We start from the raw sequence: 18939 nt of genomic DNA, 5'->3' as shown, positions 1-18939 counted from the left end.
TCAGTGCAAACAGAACCACAGCTTCCTAGCCGTAGCGACCGGTGATGTAGTCTTCGGTCTGCTTCTTCGCCGGATTGGTGAACAGGGTATCGGTATCGCCGAACTCCACCAGCTTGCCCATGTACATGAAGGCGGTGTAGTCGGAAACCCGCGCCGCCTGTTGCATGTTGTGGGTCACGATAACGATGGTGAACTTGGACTTGAGCTCGTAGATCAGCTCTTCCACTTTCAGGGTCGAGATCGGGTCGAGTGCCGAACACGGCTCGTCGAGCAGCAACACTTCCGGCTCCACGGCGATGGTGCGGGCGATCACCAGACGTTGCTGCTGACCACCGGACAAGCCGAGTGCCGACTCATGCAGACGGTCTTTGACCTCGTCCCACAGCGCCGCGCCTTTAAGGGCCCACTCCACGGCTTCGTCGAGGATGCGCTTCTTGTTGATGCCCTGGATACGCAGGCCATAGACCACGTTTTCGTAAATGGTCTTGGGGAACGGGTTCGGCTTCTGGAACACCATGCCCACGCGGCGACGCAGCTCGGCCACGTCTTCGCCCTTACGGTAGATGTTGGTGCCGTAGAGGTTGATCGCACCTTCCACACGGCAACCGTCGACCAGGTCGTTCATGCGGTTGAACGTGCGCAACAGCGTGGACTTACCGCAGCCCGACGGGCCGATAAAGGCAGTCACACGCTGCTTGGGAATGTTCATGCTGACGTCGAAGAGCGCCTGCTTGTCACCGTAGTAAAGGCTCAAGCCCGGTACTTCGATGGCCACGGTTTCCTGGGCCAGGCTCAGGCTCTGCTTGTCGCGACCCAGGGCAGACATGTTGATGCCATGGGAATGGGTGTCGTGTTGCATGGGATGCTCCCTGTGCTGTTGTGTGGGAGGGGGCTTGCCCCCGATAGCGATGCTTCAGGAACATGTGTGCCGGCTGGCACACCGCTCGGGAGCAAGCCCCCTCCCACAAATAAGTCCGCGTTCAATTCAGATCAGCTGTCCAGCGCCTTGTACTTCTCGCGCAAGTGGTTACGAATCCACACCGCCGACAAGTTGAGCGTGGCGATCACCAGCACCAGCAGCAAGGCGGTGGCGTACACCAGTGGCCGTGCGGCTTCGACGTTGGGGCTCTGGAAGCCGACGTCATAAATATGGAAGCCCAAGTGCATGATCTTCTGGTCCAGGTGCAGGTACGGGTAGTTGCCGTCCAGCGGCAGCGACGGGGCCAGTTTCACCACGCCGACCAGCATCAGCGGCGCCACTTCACCGGCGGCACGGGCCACGGCCAGGATCATGCCGGTCATCATCGCCGGGCTGGCCATCGGCAGCACGATCTTCCACAGCGTTTCCGCCTTGGTCGCGCCCAGAGCCAGGGAGCCTTCACGCACGGTGCGGGGAATCCGCGCCAGGCCTTCTTCGGTGGCCACGATCACCACCGGCACCGCCAGCAGCGCCAGGGTCAGCGAGGCCCACAGCAGGCCCGGCGTACCGAAGGTCGGTGCCGGCAGGGCTTCGGCGAAGAACAGGCGGTCAACTGAGCCACCCAGTACATACACGAAGAAGCCCAGGCCGAACACGCCGTAGACGATGGCCGGTACACCGGCCAAGTTGTTCACGGCGATGCGGATGATTCGAGTCAGGGTGTTCTGCTTGGCGTATTCACGCAGGTACACGGCCGCCAGCACGCCGAACGGGGTCACGATCATCGCCATGATCAGGGTCATCATCACGGTGCCGAAGATCGCCGGGAAAATCCCGCCTTCGGTGTTGGCTTCCCGTGGGTCATCGCTCAAGAATTCCCAGACCTTGCTGAAGTAGAAGCCGATCTTGGTCATCGTGCCCATGGCGTTCGGCTGGTAGGCGTGGACCACTTTGCCGATGCCGATTTCAATTTCCTTGCCGTTGCCATCGCGAGCAGTCAAGGCATCGCGGTTGAACTGGGCGTGCAGGTCGGCAAGGCGCGCTTCGATGTCCTGGTAACGGGCATTCAGCTCGGCGCGGTCAGCATCCATATCGGCCTGGGCGGCGGCATCAAGCTTGCCTTCCAGCTCCAGTTTGCGACCGTGCAGACGAATGCGTTCGAGTCCGGCGTTGATCGCGCCGATATCAGTCTTTTCCAGGCTCTTGAGCTGTGCGGCGAGCTTGTTGACGCGATCGACACGGGCCTGCAGCTCCGGCCAAGCGGCCTCGCCTTCGGCGATAACCTTGCCATCCTGCTTGACGTTGACCAGGGTGCCGTAGAAGTTGCCCCACTCACGACGCTCGATGGCCATGAGGTTTTTCGGTGTGCTCTGGTCTTTCAACCACTCGCCAACGATCCAGGTGAAGTCGTTGCCATTCAAATCTCGGTTGCCGACCTTGATCAGCTCGCGGGTCATGAACTCCGGGCCTTCATCAGGCACCGGCAGGCCAGCACTTTTCAGGCGCTCGCGGGGCACTTCTTCTTTCTGCACCACTTCGCCGATGACGATGTGGTTTTCCTGGCCCGGCACGTTGTAGTTGGCCTGGATCAGGTCAGCTGGCCAGAAGTGGCCCAAACCACGTACGGCAATCACGGCCAGCAAACCAATGGTCATGATGACCGCGATGGACACCGCGCCACCGCTGATCCAGACGCCGGGGGCGCCGCTCTTGAACCATCCATTCAGGGAGTTCTGTTTCACAGACTTCTACCTTTCTTAAAGCGACGAGTATTTCTTGCGCAGACGCTGACGGATCAGCTCGGCGAGGGTGTTCATGACGAAGGTGAACAGCAGCAGCACCAGCGCCGAGAGGAACAGCACGCGGTAGTGACTGCCGCCCACTTCCGACTCCGGCATTTCCACCGCGACGTTGGCCGCGAGCGTTCGCAGGCCTTCGAACAGGTTCATCTCCATCACCGGCGTGTTACCGGTGGCCATCAGCACGATCATGGTCTCGCCTACTGCACGGCCCATGCCGATCATCAGTGCGGAGAAGATGCCCGGGCTGGCGGTCAGGATCACCACGCGCGTCATGGTCTGCCACGGCGTGGCGCCCAGCGCCAGGGAGCCCAGGGTCAGGCCGCGCGGCACGCTGAATACGGCGTCTTCGGCGATGGAGTAGATGTTCGGAATCACCGCAAACCCCATGGCCAGGCCGACTACCAGGGCGTTGCGCTGGTCGTAGGTAATGCCTAGGTCGTGGGAGATCCACATACGCATGTCGCCGCCGAAGAACCAGGTTTCCAGGTACGGGCTCATGTACAGCGAGAGCCAGCCCACAAACAGGATCACCGGGATCAGGATTGCGCTTTCCCAACCATCGGGAACGCGCAGGCGGATGGATTCAGGCAGGCGGCTGAAGACAAACCCGGCCACCAGGATGCCAATCGGCAACAGCATCAGCAGGCTGAAAATCCCCGGCAGATGCCCTTCGACATACGGCGCCAGGAACAGGCCGGCGAAGAAACCGAGGATCACCGTCGGCATCGCTTCCATCAATTCGATCACCGGCTTGACCTTGCGGCGCAGGCTCGGGGCCATGAAGTAGGCGGTGTAGATCGCAGCGGCAACGGCCAGCGGTGCAGCCAGCAGCATGGCGTAGAACGCGGCCTTCAAGGTACCGAAGGTCAGCGGGGCCAGACTCATTTTGGGTTCAAAGTCGGTGTTGGCGGCGGTCGACTGCCACACGTATTTAGGCTCGTCGTAGTTTTCGTACCAGACCTTGCTCCACAGCGCGCTCCATGACACTTCCGGGTGCGGGTTGTCGAGCAGCAGCGGTTGCAGCTTGCCGCCGGCTTCGACGATCACGCGGTTGGCCCGCGGCGACAGGCCGAACACGCCCTGGCCATCGACCACTGGGTCCACCAGCAGGGTGCGGTGGGCGGTGCTGTGGAACACGCCGAACTTGCCGGATGCGTCCAGGGCAGTGAAGCCTTTGCGGCGCTCTTCGGCAGTGATTTCGACGATAGGCGCAGTGCCCATCTGGAAGGTGCGGATCTGCTTGAAGCGCTGTTCGCCATCCGGGTCGCGGGCCATGAACCACTGGGCCAGGCCGCCTTTGGAGTTACCGATGATCAGCGAGATACCGCCCACCAGTTGGGTGCTGGCCGTGATTTCAGCGTTGCCGTCTTCCAACAATTTGTAGCGACCGTTGAGGCTCTTGTCGCGCAGGCTGAACACATCGGCCAGGGCACGGCCGTTGATCACATACAGCCATTGCTGGCGCGGGTCGATGAAGATCGCCTTCACCGGCTCGGTCATTTGCGGCAGCTCGACACGCTTCTGCTCACTGGTGACTTCGCCAGTCATCATGTTTTCTTCGCGGCTCAGGGTCAGCACATTCAAGTGCGAACCGGCCGAGCCTGCGATCACCAACGAGCTATCAGTGGCGTTGAGGGCGACATGCTCCAGCGGGCGGCCGGCGTCATCCAGCACGATCGGCGTTTCACCGTAAGGGTATTCAATCGCCGGGGTGATGGTTTTCTTGCCGTCCGGGTAAGACACCTTATAGGTGTGGCGGAACACCAAGGACTGCCCATTGGACAAACCGAGGATCACCAGCGGGCTGCCCGGCTGATCTTCACCAATAGAAGCAACGCTGGTGCCGGCTGGAAGCGGCAGGTCGACGCGCTTGAGTTCAGCACCGGTCTCGACTTCAAAGAACAGCGCCTGGCCCTTGTCGGAAACCCGCATGGCGACTTGGTTCTGTTCTTCGAGGGAGATCATCAGTGGCTTGCCGGCGTCCTGAATCCAGGCCGGGGTCAGCGCGTCTTCCTTGGTCAGCGAGGCGCCCTGAAACAATGGCGCGACGACGTAGGCGAGGAAGAAGAAGATCAGGGTGATAGCGCCAAGGACAGCGAGGCCGCCCACCAGCACGTACCAACGGGTCAGGCGATCTTTAAGCGCGCGAATGCGGCGCTTGCGTTGCAGCTCAGGCGTATTGAAATCAATGCGCTTGGGAGGAGAAGTCGTCGTCATGGTGGAATTGGCCAGATCATTCATGCGCACACCCTAGCGATCCTGTATGACAGAAAGATGACAGTGCAGTGACGCAACAAATCCGCCGCGAAGCATAGCTGGCAGCGGACTAGAAAATTCGGATGCGAGGCCGGTGAGCCGGCCCCGCGGAGGCAATCAGTTGCCTTCTTTCAAACCCAGGTCAGCCAGGGCCTTGGCGGCAACTTTGGCTGGCAGTGGGATGTAGCCGTCTTTCACTACAACTTCCTGGCCTTGCTTCGACAGCACAAGCTTCACGAACTCAGCTTCCAGCGGAGCCAGAGGCTTGTTCGGGGCTTTGTTGACGTAAACGTAGAGGAAACGCGACAGCGGGTATTTGCCGTTCAGGGCGTTTTCTTCGGTGTCTTCGATGAAGTCAGTGCTGCCTTTCTTGGCCAGGGCCACGGTCTTCACGCTGGCGGTCTTGTAGCCGATGCCCGAGTAACCGATGCCGTTCAGCGAGGAGCTGATCGACTGCACGACCGACGCCGAGCCTGGTTGTTCGTTCACGTTAGGCTTGTAGTCACCTTTGCACAGGGCCTCTTCCTTGAAGTAGCCGTAGGTGCCGGATACCGAGTTACGACCGAACAGCTGTACTGGCTTGTTGGCCAGGTCGCCGGTCACACCCAGGTCGCCCCAGGTTTTCACGTCGGCTTTGCCACCGCACAGGCGAGTCGAGGAGAAGATCGCGTCGACTTGCTCCATGGTCAGGTGCTGGATCGGGTTGTCCTTGTGCACGAACACGGCCAGGGCATCCACGGCAACCGGGATAGCGGTTGGCTTGTAGCCGTACTTCTGCTCGAAGGCAGCCAGTTCGGTGTCCTTCATCTTGCGGCTCATCGGGCCCAGGTTGGAGGTGCCTTCAGTCAGCGCAGGTGGTGCGGTAGCGGAGCCGGCAGCTTGAATCTGGATGTTGACGTTCGGGTATTCCTTTTTGTAACCCTCGGCCCACAGGGTCATCAGGTTAGCCAGGGTATCGGAACCGACGCTGGACAAGTTGCCCGACACACCAGTGGTCTTAACGTAAGCCGGGATTGCCGGATCAACACCTGCGGCCACCGCGTTGGCGGTCGCAACGCCAGCAGCGACAAAAGTCATTGCCGCCATCAAACGTTTCAGTTTCATGCCTTGCTCCTAGCAGATAGGGATAGTTGGATCGGGGCCAAGTATCGAGAGGCCGTGTGAACACTCTATGTCTGAAATATGACAATTGGATGAAAGGCCAGCATTGGGAGATCAAGCAGGTCAGGAAGGTATGGCGCGGAGAAACGGGGGTAATGCGCAGGTAACGCGGTAAATCAGCTACACACTGCAATCAATGAACGGACACCTGCCCCGTGGCGAGGGAGCTTGCTCTCTCGCCACGGGTGGATCGGGCTGCTTTTAGCGGCCACGCTTCCACAGATACCCACCTACCACCATCCCCATGACACACAGCGCGGCCACGTAGTAAGCCGGGCCCATCGGGCTTTCCTTCATCAGCAGCGACACCGCCAGCGGCGTGAGACCACCAAACACGGCGTAGGCCACGTTGTAGGAAAACGATAAGCCGCTGAAGCGCACCACTGGCGGGAAGGCTTTCACCATCACGTACGGCACCACGCCAATTGTGCCGACGAACAGGCCGGTCAAGGCGTACAGCGGGAACAGCCAGTCCGGGTGAGTCAGCAGGCTGTGGTAGAGCGTCCAAGAGGTCGCCAGCAGCAGCGCGCAACCACTGATCAGCACGCGGCCTGCACCAAAGCGGTCGGCCAGGGCGCCGGAGGCGATGCAACCCAGGCTCAAGGTCACGATAGCCAGGCTGTTGGCTTGCAGCGCAACGGTCGGGCTGAAATGGTAGATGGTTTGCAGCACGGTCGGAGTCATCAGGATCACCACTACCACGCCGGCCGACAGCAGCCAGGTCAGCAGCATCGACAGCACGATCGCGCCACGGTGGTCGCGCAGTACCGCGCGCAATGGCAACTCGGCGGCCAGGGTTTTGCGTTGCTGCATCTCGGCGAAGATCGGCGTTTCATGCAGCCAGCGACGCAGGTACACCGACAGCAGGCCAAACACGCCGCCAAGCAGGAACGGGATACGCCAGGCGTAATCCGAGACCTGCTCAGGGCTATAAATAGTGTTGATCGCGGTAGCCACCAGCGAACCCAGCAGAATGCCGGCGGTGAGGCCGCTGGTCAGGGTGCCGCAGGCGTAGCCGATGTGGCGTGGCGGAACGTGTTCGGAGACGAACACCCACGCGCCTGGCACTTCACCGCCAATCGCCGCGCCCTGGATGACGCGCATCAGCAGCAGCAGGATCGGCGCCCACAGGCCGATCTGCGCGTAGGTTGGCAGCAGGCCCATGATCAGGGTCGGTACGGCCATCATGAAGATGCTCAGGGTGAACATTTTCTTGCGACCCAGCAGGTCGCCGAAGTGCGCCATGATGATGCCGCCCAGCGGGCGGGCCAGGTAACCGGCGGCGAAGATGCCGAAGGTCTGCATCATTCGCAGCCATTCGGGCATATCGGCAGGGAAGAACAGCTTTCCGACCACGGTGGCGAAAAACACGAAAATGATGAAATCATAAAATTCCAGCGCCCCGCCCAAGGCAGACAGCGACAGGGTTTTGTAGTCGTTGCGGGTCAGCGGGCGCGAAGGTTGCGCACTGCTTGCGGGCACGGAGGACATGGCAAGGCTTCTCTTATAGTAATCATCGTAATAAGGACGGCACGCCCGGGACTTGCGGCGGGTCTGGCAAGATAGCAAATCGCTTGTAAAAGCACAGCGCCAGGAGAACAGTTGTGCACAAAAGCCGCGATACAGCGTCTATTTACCGACCAAATGAACGCCGGGAGGTCGTCGTGGCGCCAGGGTCTCGATATACTCGGCCCTTGCGAGCGCAAGACCCGCAGCCTTGAGGGGCTGCTGTGCCAAAACGTCGTTGGGTGCCATCCAGCCGATTTGGCAGAGTTTCCCTTTAGTACGCCTTACGAGAAACGTATCGAACGGAGTATGTTTGTGCTGAAACGTTTTTCTAACAGTCGGCTATCCACCCTGCTCCACCTATAAAAGCGTCACGGGTCAGAGGCCCCACGGCATGATCGAACTCGAACAAGAAGATCCTATCCCGCAAGGCGATCTCGCCCTGCAAATCACCGCGCTCCCGCGTGAAACCAATGGCTTTGGCGATATCTTCGGCGGCTGGCTGGTCGCGCAGATGGACTTGGCCGGTACCGCCATGGCCAGCAAGGTTGCGGGCGGTCGCGTGGCTACCGTGGCGATTGATCGCATGGCGTTCCTGGTGCCGGTGGCCGTGGGCGCGCAGTTGTCCTTCTATACCCAGGCCCTGGAAATCGGCCGCAGCTCGATCCAGATGATGGTCGAAGTGTGGAGCGACGACCCACTGTCCAGCGAATGGCGCAAGGTGACCGAGGCGGTGTTTGTATTCGTCGCTATCGATGGCAGCGGCCGCACGCGCTCAGTACCGTCGCGCGCGCGTTAAACCTCGCCGGGTTTTGACGGTCAATTGCCCCATTGCCTGCCATTGAGAGTGCTGTGTATGCCTACGCCCCACGTTGAAACCGTGAAAATCGACGAGCTGGACTGCTGGCGTATCCGCCACAACGGCGCTGAACTGATGATTGCCCAGCAGGGCGCGCATATCTTCAGTTACGGGCGTGAGGGCGAGCAGCCGCTGATCTGGCCGAACCCTGAAGCGGTATTCAAGCAAGGCAAAGGCATCCGCACTGGCGTACCGGTGTGCTGGCCATGGTTCGGGGTGTTCGACCGCAACCCGCAAAGCGTGAAGGCGATGCGCCAAAGTGATCAACCTGCGGGCGCTCACGGTTTCGTGCGTACCGCGACCTGGGCATTGGCCGGGACAATACTTGAAGGTGAAACGCTGCGGGTGGACCTGAAACTACCCGTTCCTGCAGGCGGCTTTCCCGGCTGGCCCCATCAGGTCGACCTGACCTTGAGTCTGCTGCTAAACGATCAACTACACATCCGCCTGACCAGCCATAACCGTGGCACCGACGCCGTAACCCTGAGCCAGGCGCTGCACACCTACTTCGCCGTGAGCGATGTGCGCAACGTGCAGGTCGACGGCCTGGACGGCTCGGCGTACATCGATACCGCCGATGGCTGGAGCGAGAAGAAGCAATCCGGCCTGCTGCACTTCAGTGCCGAAACCGACCGCATTTACCTCGATACGCCCGCGCAGTTGAGCATTGTCGACAGAGACTGGCAGCGCCAAATCCAACTCACCAGTGAAGGCTCGAAATCGACCGTGATCTGGAACCCCTGGACCGAACGCGCCAAGGCCTTCGACGACATGGCCGACGATGGCTGGCAGGGCATGCTGTGCATCGAGACGGCGAATGTGCTGGATGATGTGGTGAGCTTGGCCCCAGGTGATAGCCACACACTGGGCGTGAGCATCACCTCTATCGCCCTGTAAACCCAATCGAAAATGTGGGAGGGGGCTTGCTCCCGATAGCAGAGTGTCAGTCAGCAGATTTATTGCTGATAGACCGCTATCGGGAGCAAGCCACCTCCCACATTGTTATGCGCCGGATTTTAGAGATCTGACTCCTTCACCACCCGCACCTTGCCCGCATCCAGCGCATACGCCGCATCCGCCAGGTCGTTATTCACCTTCTCTACCTTCAACGTACCCGTAACCCAAAGCGGCGTGTAGATATCATCCAGCTTCAACCCTTTGGGATAACGCACCAGCACCAGCTGGTTAGGCGGCGGTGGTGGGACGTGAATGCACGCGCCTGGATACGGCACCAGGAAGAACAACGTACTGCGGCCCTTGGCATCGGTTTCCAACGGCACCGGGTAGCCGCCGATGCGGATGTCCTTGCCGTTCATCGCAGCCACGGTCTTGGTGGAATACATCACCGCCGGCAAGCCTTTGCTCTGCTTGAGGCCGCCCTTATCGGTAAAGGTGCCTTGGGCTTCCGGGGAGTTGTGATCGATCTCGGGCATGGCTTCGAGAGCCTTTTGGTCCGACAGCGGCATCAGGTCGAGCCAGTCGGTTTCCGGCAATTCGCCGGCGTGCGCCAGGCCAGAGCCCAGCAGGAGGAGAGTCAACAGAAGACGGCGCATGGAGAGGCTCGGCAAGTACAAGTGCCGAGCATTCTAGCCCTCTGCGCCTGCGCAGCGCAGAGGACTTTGTCGGCTGATTACTTCTTTTTGATCAGGCCGTAGATCACCAGCAGCACAATGGCACCGACCAACGCACCGAGGAAGCCTGCACCTTGACCAGCCTGGTAGATACCCAGTGCCTGACCACCGTAGGTCGCGGCCAGGGAGCCGGCGATACCCAGCAGGATAGTCATGATCCAGCCCATGCTGTCGTCGCCGGGCTTGAGGAAACGCGCCAGCAGGCCGACGATAAAGCCGATAAAGATGGTTCCGATGATACCCATGGCATTTCCCTCTGATTGAATGTGAGTCATGCCAAAGCCTAGTCAGGCTTTGCCATCCTGCAATCAGAGAGACGGCGGCAACCAATGGTTCCCGCCGCCACCAGGCTTATTGCTCAGCGATCAGCGCTTCAACCTTGAGGATCTGCGCTTGCAGCGTCGCACGGTCCTTGCAGCGTAGGTTGGCGTGGCCGACCTTGCGCCCGGCCTTGAAGGCCTTGCCGTAGTGATGCAGGTGGCAGTCATCGATGGCGATGACTTTTTCCACCGGCGGCACAACGCCGATGAAGTTGAGCATGGCGCTCTCGCCGACCTTGGCCGTGGAGCCCAGTGGCAAGCCCGCCACCGCCCGCAGGTGGTTTTCGAACTGGCTGCACTCGGCGCCTTCGGTGGTCCAATGCCCGGAGTTGTGCACACGCGGGGCGATTTCGTTGGCCTTGAGGCCACCGTCGACTTCAAAGAACTCGAACGCCATCACGCCGACATAATCCAGCTGCTTGAGCACACGGCTGGAATAGTCTTCGGCCAGGGCCTGCAACGGGTGGTCGGTGCTGGCCACGGACAGCTTGAGGATGCCGCTGTCGTGGGTGTTGTGCACCAACGGATAGAAGCGGGTCTCACCATCACGGGCACGCACGGCGATCAGCGAGACTTCACCGGTGAACGGCACGAAGCCTTCCAGCAGGCAAGCGACGCTGCCCAGCTCGGCGAAGGTGCCCACCACATCATCTGCAGTGCGCAGGACTTTCTGGCCCTTGCCGTCGTAACCCAGGGTGCGGGTTTTCAGCACGGCTGGCAGGCCGATGCTGGCGACGGCGGCGTCCAGGTCCGCCTGCGATTGGATATCGGCGAAGGCTGGAGTCGGAATTCCCAGGTCCTTGAACATGCTCTTTTCGAACCAACGATCGCGAGCGATGCGTAGGGCTTCGGCGCTCGGGTACACCGGCACGAACTGCGACAGGAAGGCCACGGTTTCAGCCGGGACGCTTTCGAACTCGAACGTCACCAGGTCGACTTCATCGGCCAGTTGGCGCAGGTGGTCCGGGTCGCTGTAGTCAGCGCGCAGGTGTTCACCCAAGGCCGCCGCACAGGCGTCCGGCGCAGGGTCCAGGAAAGCGAAGTTCATACCCAGCGGGGTGCCCGCCAAGGCCAGCATACGGCCCAGTTGGCCGCCACCGATTACACCGATTTTCATCGTCAACAACCTCAGGCGATACGTGGGTCTGGATTGTCCAGCACGCTGTCTGTCTGCTCAGCACGGAATTTTTTCAGCACCGCGTGAAACTGCGGGTGCTTGGCGCCCAGGATACTGGCGGACAGCAGGGCTGCGTTGATCGCGCCGGCCTTGCCGATTGCCAAGGTCGCCACCGGGATGCCGGCCGGCATCTGCACGATGGACAACAGCGAATCGACGCCCGAGAGCATTGCCGACTGCACCGGTACGCCAAGCACTGGCAGGTGAGTCTTGGCTGCACACATGCCCGGCAGGTGCGCTGCGCCGCCGGCACCGGCGATGATCACCTCGATGCCACGGGATTCTGCTTCATCGGCATACTGGAACAGCAAATCCGGGGTGCGGTGGGCAGAGACCACTTTCACTTCATACGGAATGCCGAGTTTTTCCAGCATATCGGCGGTGTGGCTAAGGGTGGACCAATCGGACTTGGAGCCCATGATCACGCCAACCAATGCACTCATCGTCGTGCCTCTTCTCTCTGGGCGCCCGCAGGCGCGTCAAAAAACAACAAGCCACGCGGGAAATCCGGCGTGGCTTGTTGTACGAATTTTGGCCGGTTGGACCGGCCGAAGGCCGCGCAGTATACCGTAATAATCCAGATAAACAGCCCCTCGGATGACCATCTGTCTAGCGGGGCAAACCGGCGGTTTTATTGACTTAAGAGTCAGTCCCATACACCGCGAAATACTGTGGGAGGGGGCTTGCTCCCGATGGCGGTGTGCCAGGCACTTATCTGTCACTGATACACCGCTATCGGGGGCAAGCCCCCTCCCACATTTGCCCTACATTCGGTCCGAGATCGGGCTCAGGTGTTCTGCGCCGCGCCACCTTCCAACTTGCGCCACAACAACCGCACATTCGCCTTGCGCACCAACGCGCAGCGATACAGCCGAATTTCCAGCGGCACATGCCATTGCGGCCCACCGCAGACCACCAGTTCGCCTCGGGCAAGTTCGGCACGAACGCTCAACTGCGGCACCCAGGCAATGCCCAGGCCTTCCAGGGCCATACTCTTGAGACTGTCGGCCATGGCGGTTTCGTAAACAGTGGTAAAGCGCAGCGCGCGCTGGCGCAGCAGCAAGTGCACCGAACGACCAAGGAACGCGCCGGCGCTGTAGGCCAGCAACGGCACGCTGCCCTCGCCTTCCAGATCGAACAGCGGCTTGCCATCAGCATCGGCCGCGCACACCGGGAGCATTTCGGTGTTACCCAGGTGCAGCGAAGGGAAGATTTCGGCGTCCATCTGCATCGCCGCGTCCGGATCGTAGAACGCCAGCATCAGGTCGCAACCGCCTTCGCGCAGGGCGTGCACGGCGTCGCCGACGTTGGTGGCGACCAGGCGGGTGGCGATGTTCAAACCTTCATTGCGCAACTGCGCGATCCAGCGCGGGAAGAAGCCCAGCGCCAGGGAGTGGGCGGCGGCCACTTGCATGACTTCGCCCTGCCCGCCTTCCAAGTGATGCAAATGGCGCAGGACCTCGCCGAGCTGTTCGACCACGGTGCGCGCGGTGACCAGAAACAGCTGCCCCGCTGCCGTCAATTCCACCGGTGTGCGTGAGCGATTGACCAGGGTCAGGCCCAACGCGGCCTCAAGGCTACGGATACGTCGGCTGAACGCTGGCTGAGTGACAAAGCGCCGCTCCGCCGCCTGGGAAAAGCTGCGCGTCGCCGCCAAGGCGCTGAAGTCTTCCAGCCATTTGCTCTCAAGGTTCATCACTGCCTCCCACGGGTACGCACCATTTTGGCACACACGCCCGCCATGATAGCCGGGTCACATCTGCATTATGCCGTTTATGCATAGGCCAGTGCTTAACAGCATTGGCCCAAATTTTCCTACAGGCCTAGCATTCGCAGCGTTCCGGCCTGTTCCGGGTCCATATTGAGATGATTTCCGTCATGTCCTCCGCTGCATCATTCCGCACAGAAAAAGACCTGCTTGGCGTACTCGAAGTACCCGCCCAAGCGTATTACGGCATCCAGACCCTGCGAGCGGTGAATAACTTCCGCCTCTCGGGCGTTCCGATTTCGCATTACCCGAAATTGGTGGTCGGCCTGGCAATGGTCAAGCAAGCAGCCGCTGATGCCAACCGCGAGTTGGGTCAGCTTAGCGAAGCCAAGCACGCTGCCATCAGCGAAGCCTGTGCCCGTCTGATCCGCGGCGATTTCCACGAAGAGTTCGTGGTGGACATGATTCAAGGCGGCGCCGGCACTTCAACCAACATGAATGCCAACGAAGTCATCGCCAACATCGCGCTGGAGGCCATGGGTCACCAGAAGGGCGAATATCAATACCTGCACCCCAACAACGACGTGAACATGGCGCAGTCGACCAACGACGCCTACCCGACCGCGATCCGTTTGGGTCTGCTGCTGGGCCATGACGCGCTGCTGGCCAGCCTCGACAGCCTGATCCAAGCCTTCGCCGCCAAAGGCGTCGAGTTCGGCCACGTGCTGAAAATGGGCCGCACCCAATTGCAAGACGCCGTGCCGATGACCCTCGGCCAGGAATTCCGCGCCTTCGCCACCACCCTCAGCGAAGACCTGGCACGCCTGAAAACCCTGGCGCCAGAGCTGCTGACCGAAGTGAACCTGGGCGGCACCGCCATCGGCACCGGCATCAACGCCGACCCGCGTTACCAGGCCCTGGCCGTGCAACGCCTGGCCACCATCAGCGGCCAGCCGCTGGTACCGGCTGCCGACCTGATCGAAGCCACCTCCGACATGGGCGCCTTCGTGCTGTTCTCCGGCATGCTCAAGCGTACCGCCGTGAAGCTGTCGAAGATCTGCAACGACCTGCGCCTGCTGTCCAGCGGCCCACGCACAGGGATCAATGAGATCAACCTGCCAGCGCGTCAGCCAGGCAGCTCGATCATGCCCGGCAAGGTCAACCCGGTCATCCCGGAAGCCGTGAACCAGGTAGCGTTCCAAGTCATCGGCAACGACCTGGCCCTGACCATGGCAGCCGAAGGCGGCCAACTGCAGTTGAACGTGATGGAGCCGCTGATCGCCTTCAAGATCTTCGACTCGATCCGCCTGCTGCAACGCGCCATGGACATGCTGCGCGAGCACTGCATCGTCGGCATCACCGCCAACGAAGCACGCTGCCGCGAACTGGTGGAACATTCCATCGGTCTTGTCACCGCGCTGAACCCGTACATCGGCTATGAAAACGCCACCCGCATTGCGCGTATCGCCCTTGAAAGCGGCCGCGGAGTACTGGAACTGGTGCGCGAAGAAGGCTTGCTCGACGACGCCATGCTCGACGACATCCTGCGCCCCGAAAACATGATCGCTCCACGTTTGGTCCCGTTGAAGGCCTAAGCGTTTGTTGCACCGCTCACCAGGTTGAGGGACTAGACACCTCTCACCTTTTGAGGGCCTGAAGGCTCGTTCTTCAGGCCCTTTTTTTTGCCTCAAGGTTGTGAAATGAAGCCCATAAAAATTCCAATATCGCCCTGCAAACCCGCCTTGCCCGAATCAGCGGCGCTGAAACCTTTAATCGGCCCGTGCAGACGTATCACGTACTCCTAGGTATAGTGCCGCCCCTCTCGCGTCTGCGGCCGTCGGTAACGAGGCCCGGTACAGCGCGAAACCGCATGAATAACAACACCCGCAAAAGGATTGGGGTCGAACTGTCGCGCACTGCCTGGTGCCATGCGACGTGTCGGACCGTCCTGCGTTTGCCATTAGAAAAATCAGCGAGGAACACTCCATGCTCGAAGTCATCAACGACTTCCTCTCAGGGAAAGTACTGATCGTGCTCATTGTCGGGCTCGGCGGTTATTTCACGATCCGCTCGCGTTTCGTTCAATTGCGTCACTTTTTCCACATGTTCTCGGTGTTCAAAGACAGCTTGAAGAGCAGCTCCGGCCAACTCAGCTCCTTCCAGGCGCTGATGCTCAGCCTCGCCGGTCGCGTGGGTGCCGGTAACATCGCCGGTGTCGGCATTGCCGTAACCCTCGGCGGCCCGGGTGCCGTGTTCTGGATGTGGGTCACCGCGCTTGTGGGTATGTCGTCGAGCTTCATCGAATGCTCCCTCGGCCAGCTGTACAAGCGCACCGACGCAGAGGGCACCTACCGTGGCGGCCCGGCTTATTACATCCAGCACGGTTTGCAGAAGCGCTGGCTGGGTATGGTCATGGCGTTCCTGCTGCTGGTGACCTTTGGCTTCGCCTTCAACGGCCTGCAGGCCCATGCCGTGACTCACTCGCTGAACAACGCTTTCGGCCTCGACACCACCTACACCGGCCTCGCGCTGGCGGTGCTGCTGGGCCTGGTGTTCATCGGCGGGATCAAGCGCATCGCGTCCATCGCCGACCTGCTGGTCCCGGTCAAAACCCTGGTGTACATCGCCGTGACCCTGTACGTGATCGTGCTGCAATTCGACCACGTGCCGGCCATGCTCGCGACCATCGTCAAGAGCGCTTTCGGCCTCGACCAAGCCTTCGGTGGCCTGGTAGGCAGCGCGATCATCATGGGCGTGAAACGCGGCGTGTTCGCCAACGAAGCCGGTCTGGGCAGTGCGCCTAACGTGGCAGCGGTGGCTTCCGTAGAACACCCGATCGCCCAAGGCGTGGTCCAGGCGTTCAGCGTTTTCCTCGACACTTTCGTGATCTGCACCTGCACCGCGCTGCTGATCCTGCTCTCCGGTTTCTACACCCCAGGCTTTGAAGGCGACGGCATTGCCCTGACCCAGAACTCCCTGGCCGCTGTGGTCGGTGACTGGGGCCGCATGTTCATCTCGGTGGCCCTGGCTTTGTTCGTGTTCACCTCGATCATGTACAACTACTACCTCGGCGAGAGCAACCTGCGCTTCCTGGTGGGCAACAACCGTAAGGTGCTGATGGGTTATCGCGCGCTGGTGCTGGTGCTGATTTTCTGGGGCTCGATCGAGAACCTGGGCACCGTATTCGCCTTCGCCGACATCACCATGACCATGCTCGCCTTCGTCAACCTGTTCGCCCTGGCGTTCCTGTTCAAGATCGCCATGCGTGTGCTGGACGACTACGACCGCCAACGCGCTGCGGGCATCAAGACCCCGGTGTTCGATTCCAGCCAATTCCCGGACCTGGATCTGGACCGCAAGGCCTGGCCGGCCAACCCGGCAAAACCGGACGCGGCCCCATCGGCTGAACTGAACGCTCAAGTACAACGCTGAGCGCAGCTAGATAGATGACACGCCGCCTGGCCTTGGGCATGCTCTGGGCCCGGCGGCGTTTTTCGTTCAGGAGATTTGTTCATGCAACCAGCTAACAACGTGATGGTGCTCTACACCGGCGGGACCATTGGCATGCAGGCCAGCGCAAATGGCCTGGCGCCCGCGTCCGGCTTCGAAGCGCGCATGCGCGAGCAACTGGCCGACGCGCCATTGCCAGCCTGGCGCTTTCGCGAAATGGCGCCGCTGATCGACAGCGCCAACATGACCCCCGCTTACTGGCAGCGCCTGCGCAGTGCCGTGGTCGAGGCCGTGGACGAGGGCTGCGATGCGGTGTTGATCCTGCACGGCACCGACACCCTGGCCTACAGCGCAGCGGCCATGAGTTTCCAACTGTTGGGTTTGCCGGCGCCGGTGGTGTTTACCGGCTCGATGCTGCCGGCCGGCGTGCCTGACAGCGATGCCTGGGAAAACGTCAGCGGCGCGTTGACGGCGCTGGGCGAAGGCCTGAACGCCGGCGTGCACCTGTTTTTCCACGGTGCGCTGATGGCGCCGACCCGCTGCGCGAAAGTGCGCAGCTTTGGTCGCAACCCCTTCGCCGCGCTGCAGCGTAACGGTGGCGTAGCCAAGGCCGAGGCACTGCCCGCCGCCCTGGATTATCGCCAGCCCAAGGCCGTGGCCAACGTCGGCGTGTTGCCGCTGGTGCCGGGCATCGCCGCCGCGCAGTTGGATGCACTGGTCGACAGCGGCATCCAGGCGCTGCTGCTTGAATGCTATGGCAGCGGCACCGGGCCCAGCGACAACCCGGCGTTCCTCGCCAGCCTCCAGCGCGCGCAGGATCAGGGCGTGGTCGTGGTCGCAATCACCCAATGCCATGAAGGTGGCGTGGAGCTGGATGTGTATGAAGCCGGCAGCCGCCTGCGCGGCGTGGGCGTGCTGTCCGGTGGCGGCATGACCCGCGAGGCCGCGTTCGGCAAGCTCAATGCGTTGATCGGCGCAGGCCTGGCCAACGCCGAGATTCGCCGACTGGTCGAACTGGACCTGTGCGCCGAGTTGGCTTGAGATCCGATTCAAGCGATCCGGTAGAGCGTCACTCCCGCCACGATCCCGACGGCGCACGGCATGGGAATTGCTCGGTTCAAGTATTCATTGGCCGGGATCATCCCCATGCTGCACTCGCACCTGACCACCCTCAACGCCGTTTCGCTGGTGCTTGAGGCTTTCAGCGCCCAGGGCATCAGCCCTGAGGTGCTGTTGGCCGGCAGCGGTATTGCAGCTGCGGACCTGAACCACGCCGATACACGCATCACCACGCGCCAGGAAATGCAGGTGTGCGCCAACGCGGTGGCCCTGCGCCAAGCCATCGGCCTGGAACTGGGCCAGCGCATGCGCGTGTCGTCTTACGGCCTGTTGGGCTACGCGCTGCTCACCAGTGCCACCTTCGGTGACGCTTTGCGCCTGGCCCTACGCTACCCGGCGCTGTTGGGAACACTTTTCGAGCTGAGCCTTGAGGAGGACGGCCAACGCGTCTGGTTCACCGCCCGCGATTACCGTGAAGACCCTGCGCTGGCCGCGTTCAATATTGAGTTGTGCCTGGCTTCACTCAACGTCATCTGCGACGACTTGCTCGGTCGCCAGCTCCCTCTGCTGGGTGCGCGTTTTGAATACCCGGCGCCAACCTACCAGGCGCGTTACGAAGAGCGCTTCGCCTGCCCGCTGGAATTCAACGCCACCAGCAACGCCTTTGCCTTCGACCGCCAGTGGCTCGATCAACCGCTGCCCTTGGCCGACGCCGTCACCCATCGCGCCATGACCGAGCGCTGCCGCAAACAAAACACCGAGTTCACCGGACGCCAGGCCTGGCTGGGCCGCGTGCGTCAACTGCTGGCGGCGCAACTGCCGGCCGCGCCAGGGCTGGATAAACTGGCGGAGCAGTTGAATTGCTCGCCACGCACCTTACGCCGGCACCTGCATGACTTGGGCAGCAGCTATCAGGAGTTGCTCGACGAACTGCGCTTCGAGCAGGCAAAGCAGTGGCTGGCCAACGATGCAATGCCCATCCACCGCATTGCCGAGCACCTGGGGTTCAGTGAGACCGCCAGCTTCCGTCATGCCTTTGTGCGCTGGAGCGGGGTCGCGCCAAGCCAGTTCCGCCCCTGATCCCCACGTCC

16 protein-coding genes are annotated in these 18939 nt (G+C 61.3%); 6 read left to right on the top strand and 10 right to left on the bottom strand.

All coding sequences use genetic code 11. The features are described 5' to 3' along the window. Positions 1 to 25: 25 nt before the first annotated feature. The 5 genes from pstB to ACKZ62_RS28965 all read right to left on the bottom strand — a co-directional run bounded on the left by pstB (position 26) and on the right by ACKZ62_RS28965 (position 7629). On the bottom strand, positions 26 to 859 hold the full coding sequence (gene pstB, locus ACKZ62_RS28985) for a phosphate ABC transporter ATP-binding protein PstB (RefSeq protein ID WP_032884457.1): 834 nt from the start codon (positions 857 to 859) through the stop codon (positions 26 to 28). Positions 860 to 990: 131 nt separating this feature from the next. After that, complete coding sequence (gene pstA, locus ACKZ62_RS28980; RefSeq protein WP_032884458.1) at positions 991 to 2661, bottom strand: phosphate ABC transporter permease PstA; 1671 nt, start codon at positions 2659 to 2661, stop codon at positions 991 to 993. Between the two features lie 15 nt (positions 2662 to 2676). Next, entirely contained in the window at positions 2677 to 4710 is a 2034-nt protein-coding gene (locus ACKZ62_RS28975; protein WP_177326410.1) for an ABC transporter permease subunit, read from the bottom strand. A 384-nt stretch (positions 4711 to 5094) separates the two neighbouring features. Beyond that, positions 5095 to 6081, bottom strand: a complete 987-nt coding sequence (locus tag ACKZ62_RS28970; protein ID WP_032884460.1) for a phosphate ABC transporter substrate-binding protein PstS — start codon at positions 6079 to 6081, stop codon at positions 5095 to 5097. A 258-nt stretch (positions 6082 to 6339) separates the two neighbouring features. Continuing rightward, entirely contained in the window at positions 6340 to 7629 is a 1290-nt protein-coding gene (locus tag ACKZ62_RS28965) for an MFS transporter (protein WP_032884461.1), read from the bottom strand. Between the two features lie 409 nt (positions 7630 to 8038). Here ACKZ62_RS28965 and ACKZ62_RS28960 point away from each other — a divergent pair, with 409 nt between their 5' ends. Both ACKZ62_RS28960 and ACKZ62_RS28955 read left to right on the top strand, forming a co-directional pair. After that, positions 8039 to 8443 carry an acyl-CoA thioesterase gene (locus tag ACKZ62_RS28960; RefSeq protein WP_003176975.1) on the top strand — a complete coding sequence of 135 codons (405 nt, stop codon included), beginning with the start codon at positions 8039 to 8041 and terminating at the stop codon, positions 8441 to 8443. A gap of 57 nt (positions 8444 to 8500) precedes the next feature. Continuing rightward, a complete protein-coding gene (locus tag ACKZ62_RS28955; protein ID WP_447096174.1) occupies positions 8501 to 9400 on the top strand; it encodes a D-hexose-6-phosphate mutarotase in 900 nt (299 codons plus the stop codon). A 119-nt stretch (positions 9401 to 9519) separates the two neighbouring features. Here the strand turns inward: ACKZ62_RS28955 and ACKZ62_RS28950 are convergent, their stop codons facing one another. From ACKZ62_RS28950 to ACKZ62_RS28930, 5 genes are all read right to left on the bottom strand, one after another. Continuing rightward, complete coding sequence (locus ACKZ62_RS28950; RefSeq protein ID WP_032884463.1) at positions 9520 to 10056, bottom strand: DUF3299 domain-containing protein; 537 nt, start codon at positions 10054 to 10056, stop codon at positions 9520 to 9522. Positions 10057 to 10133: 77 nt separating this feature from the next. Then, complete coding sequence (locus ACKZ62_RS28945; RefSeq protein WP_032884464.1) at positions 10134 to 10379, bottom strand: GlsB/YeaQ/YmgE family stress response membrane protein; 246 nt, start codon at positions 10377 to 10379, stop codon at positions 10134 to 10136. A gap of 106 nt (positions 10380 to 10485) precedes the next feature. Beyond that, positions 10486 to 11571 carry a 5-(carboxyamino)imidazole ribonucleotide synthase gene (locus ACKZ62_RS28940; RefSeq protein ID WP_095185232.1) on the bottom strand — a complete coding sequence of 362 codons (1086 nt, stop codon included), beginning with the start codon at positions 11569 to 11571 and terminating at the stop codon, positions 10486 to 10488. Between the two features lie 11 nt (positions 11572 to 11582). After that, complete coding sequence (purE, locus tag ACKZ62_RS28935) at positions 11583 to 12074, bottom strand: 5-(carboxyamino)imidazole ribonucleotide mutase (protein ID WP_003176980.1); 492 nt, start codon at positions 12072 to 12074, stop codon at positions 11583 to 11585. Between the two features lie 344 nt (positions 12075 to 12418). Then, the gene (locus ACKZ62_RS28930; protein WP_010566930.1) at positions 12419 to 13327 is read right to left on the bottom strand and encodes a LysR substrate-binding domain-containing protein; all 909 of its coding nucleotides are present in this window, start codon (positions 13325 to 13327) and stop codon (positions 12419 to 12421) included. Between the two features lie 182 nt (positions 13328 to 13509). Between ACKZ62_RS28930 and aspA the strand changes: the two genes are divergently transcribed. The 4 genes from aspA (at position 13510) to ACKZ62_RS28910 (ending at position 18928) form a co-directional block, all read left to right on the top strand. Then, the gene (gene aspA / locus ACKZ62_RS28925) at positions 13510 to 14934 is read left to right on the top strand and encodes an aspartate ammonia-lyase (protein ID WP_032884466.1); all 1425 of its coding nucleotides are present in this window, start codon (positions 13510 to 13512) and stop codon (positions 14932 to 14934) included. A 391-nt stretch (positions 14935 to 15325) separates the two neighbouring features. Continuing rightward, positions 15326 to 16771, top strand: a complete 1446-nt coding sequence (locus ACKZ62_RS28920) for an alanine/glycine:cation symporter family protein (protein WP_095185233.1) — start codon at positions 15326 to 15328, stop codon at positions 16769 to 16771. 81 nt (positions 16772 to 16852) lie between these two features. Continuing rightward, positions 16853 to 17830 carry an asparaginase gene (locus ACKZ62_RS28915; RefSeq protein ID WP_032884468.1) on the top strand — a complete coding sequence of 326 codons (978 nt, stop codon included), beginning with the start codon at positions 16853 to 16855 and terminating at the stop codon, positions 17828 to 17830. 105 nt (positions 17831 to 17935) lie between these two features. After that, positions 17936 to 18928, top strand: a complete 993-nt coding sequence (locus ACKZ62_RS28910; protein ID WP_447096173.1) for an AraC family transcriptional regulator — start codon at positions 17936 to 17938, stop codon at positions 18926 to 18928. The last annotated feature ends 11 nt before the right edge of the window (positions 18929 to 18939 follow it).

The organism is Pseudomonas sivasensis (genome assembly GCF_052938085.1).
Note: the sequence above shows the minus strand (reverse complement) of the source record. Positions and strands in the feature narration are given on the sequence as shown.

What these genes read in the sequence shown, in the direction of transcription:
- pstB (WP_032884457.1), bottom strand. Translation starts at nt 859, where the DNA reads ATGCAACACGACACCCATTCCCATGGCATCAACATGTCTGCCCTGGGT.
- ACKZ62_RS28970 (WP_032884460.1), bottom strand. Translation starts at nt 6,081, where the DNA reads ATGAAACTGAAACGTTTGATGGCGGCAATGACTTTTGTCGCTGCTGGC.
- ACKZ62_RS28965 (WP_032884461.1), bottom strand. Translation starts at nt 7,629, where the DNA reads ATGTCCTCCGTGCCCGCAAGCAGTGCGCAACCTTCGCGCCCGCTGACC.
- ACKZ62_RS28960 (WP_003176975.1), top strand. Translation starts at nt 8,039, where the DNA reads ATGATCGAACTCGAACAAGAAGATCCTATCCCGCAAGGCGATCTCGCC.
- ACKZ62_RS28955 (WP_447096174.1), top strand. Translation starts at nt 8,501, where the DNA reads ATGCCTACGCCCCACGTTGAAACCGTGAAAATCGACGAGCTGGACTGC.
- ACKZ62_RS28950 (WP_032884463.1), bottom strand. Translation starts at nt 10,056, where the DNA reads ATGCGCCGTCTTCTGTTGACTCTCCTCCTGCTGGGCTCTGGCCTGGCG.
- ACKZ62_RS28945 (WP_032884464.1), bottom strand. Translation starts at nt 10,379, where the DNA reads ATGGGTATCATCGGAACCATCTTTATCGGCTTTATCGTCGGCCTGCTG.
- ACKZ62_RS28940 (WP_095185232.1), bottom strand. Translation starts at nt 11,571, where the DNA reads ATGAAAATCGGTGTAATCGGTGGCGGCCAACTGGGCCGTATGCTGGCC.
- purE (WP_003176980.1), bottom strand. Translation starts at nt 12,074, where the DNA reads ATGAGTGCATTGGTTGGCGTGATCATGGGCTCCAAGTCCGATTGGTCC.
- ACKZ62_RS28930 (WP_010566930.1), bottom strand. Translation starts at nt 13,327, where the DNA reads ATGAACCTTGAGAGCAAATGGCTGGAAGACTTCAGCGCCTTGGCGGCG.
- aspA (WP_032884466.1), top strand. Translation starts at nt 13,510, where the DNA reads ATGTCCTCCGCTGCATCATTCCGCACAGAAAAAGACCTGCTTGGCGTA.
- ACKZ62_RS28920 (WP_095185233.1), top strand. Translation starts at nt 15,326, where the DNA reads ATGCTCGAAGTCATCAACGACTTCCTCTCAGGGAAAGTACTGATCGTG.
- ACKZ62_RS28915 (WP_032884468.1), top strand. Translation starts at nt 16,853, where the DNA reads ATGCAACCAGCTAACAACGTGATGGTGCTCTACACCGGCGGGACCATT.
- ACKZ62_RS28910 (WP_447096173.1), top strand. Translation starts at nt 17,936, where the DNA reads ATGCTGCACTCGCACCTGACCACCCTCAACGCCGTTTCGCTGGTGCTT.